Here is a 5,510-nt window from a genome sequence, read left to right as displayed (position 1 = left end):
CTGGCTTGCCTGCGATGGGGCGCGATGCGACCCTGGTTTTACAGGTGTGGCTGGCGCAGTACCCGTGCCTTGAGGTACTCGCGCACTTCCACGGCATCCCCGGCAAACTCGATGCGCTCGGCCTTGGCTGCCCGCTGGTAGGCATACATCGGGTCGTAGTACTCGTTCAGCAAACCCTCGATCCAGCCCCGGTGCAGGTCCACCGCGCCGCTGCGCTGCTGTTCTTCCAAGGCCAGGCGCAGAACTTCCGATAGCCGTTGGTAGCGTTCGCCACCCAGGCGCTTGTGGATGTTGGCCATGCTCTGCAGCATGCGCTCGGCAAACAGGCGGCGACCGTCTTCCTCGCCATGCACGGCCATAAACTCGGCACTCAGGTTGATCACATAGTCGCGAAGAATGCGTTCCACGCGGTTAGCGAAGCTGTCCTCCAGCCACACCAGCGGATACCGCTGCATGCCTTGGTATAGCTCCAGCGGCAACGTGCAACTGCCGACAATACGGCCTTCATCTTCCAGCACGAACTGCTCGACCCCTCGGGCACGCTTCTTCAGCACATCGATGGCCAACTGGTTCTCGAAATCGATCTGCGCCGGCTGCGCCGTGGCGCGCTTGCCGAAGCTGGAGCCGCGGTGATTGGCGTGGCCTTCCAGGTCGAGCACGTTGTCCAGTTGCTGCAGCACATCGGTCTTGCCGGTGCCGGTCAGGCCGCCGACCAGCACGAAATCGCATTGGGCCACCGCCTGCTGGGTCGTCCCCAGCAGAAAGTTACGCATGGCCTTGTAGCCACCTTTGACGCGTGGGTACTGGATGCCCGCTTCATCGCGCAGCCAGCCCTGCACGATCTGCGAGCGCAGGCCGCCCCGGAAGCAGTACAGGTAGCCCTCGGGATGCGCCTGGGTAAAGGCTACCCAGGCTTGCAGGCGGGCGTGCTTGGTAGCACCGCTGACCAACTGGTGGCCCAGCGCGATGGCGGCGGCCTGGCCCTGTTGCTTGAAGCAAGTGCCGACCTTCTGCCGCTCCTGGTCGTTCATCAGCGGCAGGTTGACCACGCCAGGGAAGGCGCCTTTGGCGAACTCGACCGGCGCGCGCATGTCCATCATCGGCACGTCGTCGAGGAACAGCTGGCGAAAATCGGTGCAGTCGGGGCGCATCAGATCACCTCGACCGCGTGGCTCTGCCGCTCGACCAGCTTGCCGATCGGCGCCAGTTGCAGGCCCAGTTCGGCGGCCACCGCCAGGAACTCTGCTTCACCTTCCGGGGTAACTGCCACCAGCAGGCCACCGCTGGTTTGCGGGTCGCACAGCAGGTGCTTCTGGTCGTCGCTGAGCGTACCGATCTTGTGCCCGTAGCTGTCGTAGTTGCGCAGCGTGCCGCCGGGAATGCAACCCTCGGCCAGGTAGTGGTCGACACTGGGCAGGCGCGGTACAGCGGCGTAGTCCAGGTGCGCGGTAAGGCCGCTGCCTTCTGCCAGTTCGACCAGGTGGCCGAGCAGGCCGAAGCCGGTGACGTCGGTCATGGCCTTGACCCCGTCCAGCTTGCCAAAGCGGCTGCCGGGGGTATTGAGGGTGCACATCCAGTCACGGGCCAGGCCTTGGTCCTGCGCGCGCAGCTTGGCCTTTTTCTCGGCAGTGGTGAGGATGCCGATGCCCAGTGGCTTGGTCAGGTACAGCTGGCAGCCGGCGCTAGCGGTGTCGTTGCGCTTGAGGTGGCGCTTGCTGACCACGCCGGTGACAGCCAGGCCGAAGATGGGCTCGGGAGCGTCGATGGAGTGGCCGCCGGCCAGTGGAATACCGGCTTCAGCGCACACGGCGCGGCCACCGCGGATGACTTCGCGGGCGACTTCCGGTGCCAGCACGTTGACTGGCCAGCCAAGTATGGCGATGGCCATCAGCGGGTCGCCGCCCATGGCATAGATGTCGCTGATGGCGTTGGTGGCGGCGATCCGACCGAAGTCATAGGGGTCATCGACGATCGGCATGAAGAAGTCGGTGGTCGAAACCACGCCACGTTCGTCGTCCAGTGCGTATACCGCGGCATCATCGCGTGAGGCGTTGCCGACCCACAGTTTCGGGTCCAGGGCCTGGGTGCCGCTTTCAGCGAGGATCACGTCCAGCACCTTGGGGGAAATCTTGCAGCCACAGCCGGCACCGTGGCTGTACTGGGTCAGGCGAATCGGCTCGCTCATACGTACCTCAGCAGGTCAATTTGTTGCGCGATTGTAGCAAAGCTGGCCTTTGCGCCTGTGCCTCTTATAATTCCTTGGGCCAGCTTCAAGCTTCAAGCTTCAAGCTTCAAGCTTCAAGCAAAAGCAAAAGCAAAAGCCACATGCAGGCTGCTTTTGCTTGCAGCTTGCAGCTTGCAGCTTGCAGCTTGCAGCTTGCGACTCGCAGCCGCTTTTCCCCGCCATTGAACCGGAGAACCCCCCATGCTCAAACGCCCCCTGGCGCTCGCCGCTGGCCTTGTGCTGTCCTGCTGTGCCGTTGTCGTGCAGGCCGCTGAAACTTTGCGGGTCAGCGCCATCCCAGATGAAGCGCCCACCGAACTGCAGCGCAAGTTCAAGCCGTTGGGCGAGTACCTGGCCAAGCAGTTGGGCATGGAAGTGAAGTTCGTGCCGGTGGCCGATTACCCGGCTGTGGTCGAGTCGCTGGCTTCCGACCGCCTCGACCTGGCCTGGCTGGGTGGGTTCACGTTCGTCCAGGTTCACCTGAAGGACCCGACCGTCACGCCGTTGGTGCAGCGTGAGCAGGATGCGCAGTTCACCTCCAAGTTCATCACCGCCGACCCCAACGTGAAAAGCCTGGCCGACCTGAAGGGCAAGTCGTTTGCCTTCGGCTCCATCTCGTCCACGTCCGGGAGCCTGATGCCGCGCTACTTCATGCTCAAGCAAGACAACATCAAGCCTGAGGACTACTTCAGCCGTGTGGCCTATTCCGGTGCCCATGACGCCACCGTGGCGTGGGTGCAGGCGGGCAAGGTCGACGCAGGTGTGCTCAATGCCAGCGTCTGGCAGAAGCTGGTGGACGCCGGCAAGGTCGATACCAACAAGGTGAAGGTATTCGCCACCACACCGACCTATTTCGACTACAACTGGACCGTGCGCGGCAACATGGACCCGGCGCTGAAAGAGAAGATCAAACAGGCCTTCCTCGCCCTCGACCCGGCCAACCCGGCGGACAAGGCGATTCTCGACCTGCAGGCCGCCAGCCGCTTCATCGAGACCAAGGCCGAGAACTATGTGGGCACCGAGCAAGCGGCGCGTGAGGCCGGCCTGCTCAAGTGACAGCCTCGAACGCGGCCATCCACCTGCATGGCGCCGGCCTGCGCCACGGTCAGGTGCGCGCTCTCGATGCCGTCAGCCTGCAGATCGACCAGGGCGAGCGCGTGGCCATCATCGGGCCTTCGGGCGCGGGCAAGTCCAGCTTGCTGCACCTGATGGCCACGGCCGTGCGGCCTGGCAGCGGGCGCCTGGAACTGCTCGGCGAGCAGCCCTGGGCGTTGTCGGTGCGGGCGCGTCAACGCTTACGTGCGCGGGTCGGCCTGGTACACCAAGCGCCACCCTTGCCGCCGCGCCAACGGGTGGTCACGGCAGTGCTGGCAGGGCGCCTGGGGCAGTGGGGGCTGCTGCGCGGCTTGTTCAACCTGCTGTACCCCAGCGATGTCGCAGGCGCTCGGCAGGTTCTGGCTGAACTGGGCCTGGCCGACAAGCTGTTCGTGCAATGTGGGCAACTGTCCGGCGGGCAGTTGCAACGGGTCGGCATCGCGCGCGCGTTGTATCAACGGCCGCAGGTACTGCTCACCGACGAACCCGTGTCGGCCATGGACCCGGTGCTGGCCGACCACAGCCTGGCTTTGCTCAACCGCCATGCCCAGCGCCATGGCGTTACCCTGGTGGCCAGCCTGCATGCGGTGGAGCTGGCGCTGGCGCATTTCCCTCGGGTGATCGGTATTCGCGAGGGGCAGGTGGCGTTCGACTGCCCGGCCACTGCGGTCACCAGGCAGATGCTGGATGCGTTGTACGCCAACGAACACCTGGCTTCGCCGCCAACCCCTGGGGCACCCCTGACCGTGCAGATTCCGCGATGCTGACTGCCAGCACCCGCGACCCGGCCTTATTGCCGCGGTTGCTGCTGGCCGTGCTGGCTGTGGCAGTCTTGTGGCCGGGTATCCAGTTGAGCGAGCTGAACCCCGGTGTGCTGCTGCAGGCAGAGAACCGGCAGCAGATCGCCCAGTTCACCCGCGCGTTCTGGCCGCCGGCCCACGATGCCGATTTCCTTGCGTTGCTGTACGACGCCACGTTGCAGACCCTGGCCGTGGCGACTGCCGGCATGGCGCTGGCATTGCTGCTGGCGATCCCGGCTGGCTTGCTGGCCAGCCGGGCGTTGTCGTTGCGCGCTGCATCCAGGGGCGGACGGGCCGGGTTCGGGTCACGGGTGGTACGCATGCCTGTGCGCGGGTTGCTGATTTTCCTGCGCAGCGTGCCCGAGATTGTCTGGGCGTTGCTGTTCGTGCGTGCGGTGGGGTTGGGGCCGACGGCAGGGGTACTGGCCATTGCCATTACCTACAGCGGCATGCTCGGCAAGGTCTATGCCGAGATTTTTGAATCGGTCGACCAGCGCCCGGCACATGCCTTGTTGCAGGCGGGCAGCGGGCGCTTGGCGGCGTTCCTCTACGGCATCCTGCCCAATGCCGCCGCCGAGGTGGTGTCGTACACCGTTTACCGCTGGGAATGCGCGGTACGGGCTTCGGTGGTGATGGGCTTTGTTGGCGCCGGGGGGCTGGGGCAGCAGATCGACCTGTCGATGCGCATGTTTGCGGGTGCCGAGGTTGCCAGCATGCTGCTGACCTTCCTGTTGCTGGTGATCCTGGCCGACCTGCTCAGCCGCTTGCTGCGTTGGAGGTTGGCATGAACCGGGTGATCAACCTGCTACTGCTGGGGGCCATCGTGGCGGCGGTAGCGGCCTCGTTTGCCTACCTGCAGCTGGACTTGCAAGCACTGGTCGGCAATGGCGGCCTGGGGCAGATGGGCGAATACGCCGGGCGCTTCCTGCACCCTGACTGGTCTGCCGGGCACCTGAAGGCGGTATGGCACGGGGCGCTGGAGACCCTGGCCATGTCCGGGCTGGGCACCCTGTTGGCGATGGTATTGGGGCTGCTGCTGGCGCTGCCGGCGGCGGGCCGCTTCGGTTGGCCGTTGCAGGGCGCTGCGCGGTTGCTGCTCAATGCCCTGCGCGCCATTCCGGAGCTGGTGTGGGCGGCGCTCACCGTGCTGGCTGCCGGGCTTGGGCCCAATGCCGGCACCCTGGCCCTGGCGCTGCACACTGCCGGGGTACTCGGGCGGTTGTTTGCCGAGGCGCTGGAGAACGCGCCGCCAGAGCCTGCGGCGGCGATCCGTTTGCAGGGGGGTAGCCAGGTGGCGGCCTTCTGCTTTGGCACCTTGCCCAATGTGTGGCCGCAGTTGCTGGCGTATAGCTTGTACCGCTGGGAGAACAACATTCGCATGGCCAGCGTAC

At 65.2% G+C, this 5,510-nt stretch carries 6 protein-coding genes; 4 read left to right on the top strand and 2 right to left on the bottom strand.

Features of this window, described 5'->3' with window-relative positions:
* Positions 1-38: 38 nt before the first annotated feature.
* Positions 39-1,151 carry a tRNA 2-selenouridine(34) synthase MnmH gene (gene mnmH, locus GYA94_RS26415; protein WP_161893428.1) on the bottom strand — a complete coding sequence of 371 codons (1,113 nt, stop codon included), beginning with the start codon at positions 1,149-1,151 and terminating at the stop codon, positions 39-41.
* Entirely contained in the window at positions 1,151-2,185 is a 1,035-nt protein-coding gene (selD, locus tag GYA94_RS26410; RefSeq protein ID WP_161893427.1) for a selenide, water dikinase SelD, read from the bottom strand. The genes mnmH and selD overlap by 1 nt, the downstream gene beginning before the upstream one ends.
* A 240-nt stretch (positions 2,186-2,425) precedes the next feature.
* On the opposite strand from selD, the gene GYA94_RS26405 reads away from it, so the two are divergent.
* The 4 genes from GYA94_RS26405 to GYA94_RS26390 all read left to right on the top strand — a co-directional run.
* Positions 2,426-3,280 (top strand): putative selenate ABC transporter substrate-binding protein, encoded by an 855-nt coding sequence (locus tag GYA94_RS26405; RefSeq protein WP_161893426.1) that lies wholly within the window; start codon positions 2,426-2,428, stop codon positions 3,278-3,280.
* Complete coding sequence (locus tag GYA94_RS26400) at positions 3,277-4,086, top strand: phosphonate ABC transporter ATP-binding protein (protein ID WP_161893425.1); 810 nt, start codon at positions 3,277-3,279, stop codon at positions 4,084-4,086. The genes GYA94_RS26405 and GYA94_RS26400 overlap by 4 nt, the downstream gene beginning before the upstream one ends.
* Positions 4,080-4,907, top strand: coding sequence for a PhnE/PtxC family ABC transporter permease (locus tag GYA94_RS26395; RefSeq protein WP_161893424.1), 828 nt, complete (start codon positions 4,080-4,082; stop codon positions 4,905-4,907). The genes GYA94_RS26400 and GYA94_RS26395 overlap by 7 nt, the downstream gene beginning before the upstream one ends.
* Positions 4,904-5,510, top strand: a 607-nt coding sequence (locus GYA94_RS26390) for an ABC transporter permease subunit (RefSeq protein ID WP_161893423.1), incomplete at its 3' end; no start/stop codon positions are given. The genes GYA94_RS26395 and GYA94_RS26390, both read left to right, overlap by 4 nt.

The organism is Pseudomonas juntendi (assembly GCF_009932375.1).
Taxonomy (GTDB): domain Bacteria; phylum Pseudomonadota; class Gammaproteobacteria; order Pseudomonadales; family Pseudomonadaceae; genus Aquipseudomonas; species Aquipseudomonas juntendi.
Note: the sequence above shows the minus strand (reverse complement) of the source record. Positions and strands in the feature narration are given on the sequence as shown.

Bases quoted from the DNA above. Each gene is read 5' to 3' on its own strand.
- GYA94_RS26395 (WP_161893424.1), top strand. From the start codon at position 4,080: ATGCTGACTGCCAGCACCCGCGACCCGGCCTTATTGCCGCGGTTGCTG.
- GYA94_RS26405 (WP_161893426.1), top strand. From the start codon at position 2,426: ATGCTCAAACGCCCCCTGGCGCTCGCCGCTGGCCTTGTGCTGTCCTGC.
- mnmH (WP_161893428.1), bottom strand. From the start codon at position 1,151: ATGCGCCCCGACTGCACCGATTTTCGCCAGCTGTTCCTCGACGACGTG.
- selD (WP_161893427.1), bottom strand. From the start codon at position 2,185: ATGAGCGAGCCGATTCGCCTGACCCAGTACAGCCACGGTGCCGGCTGT.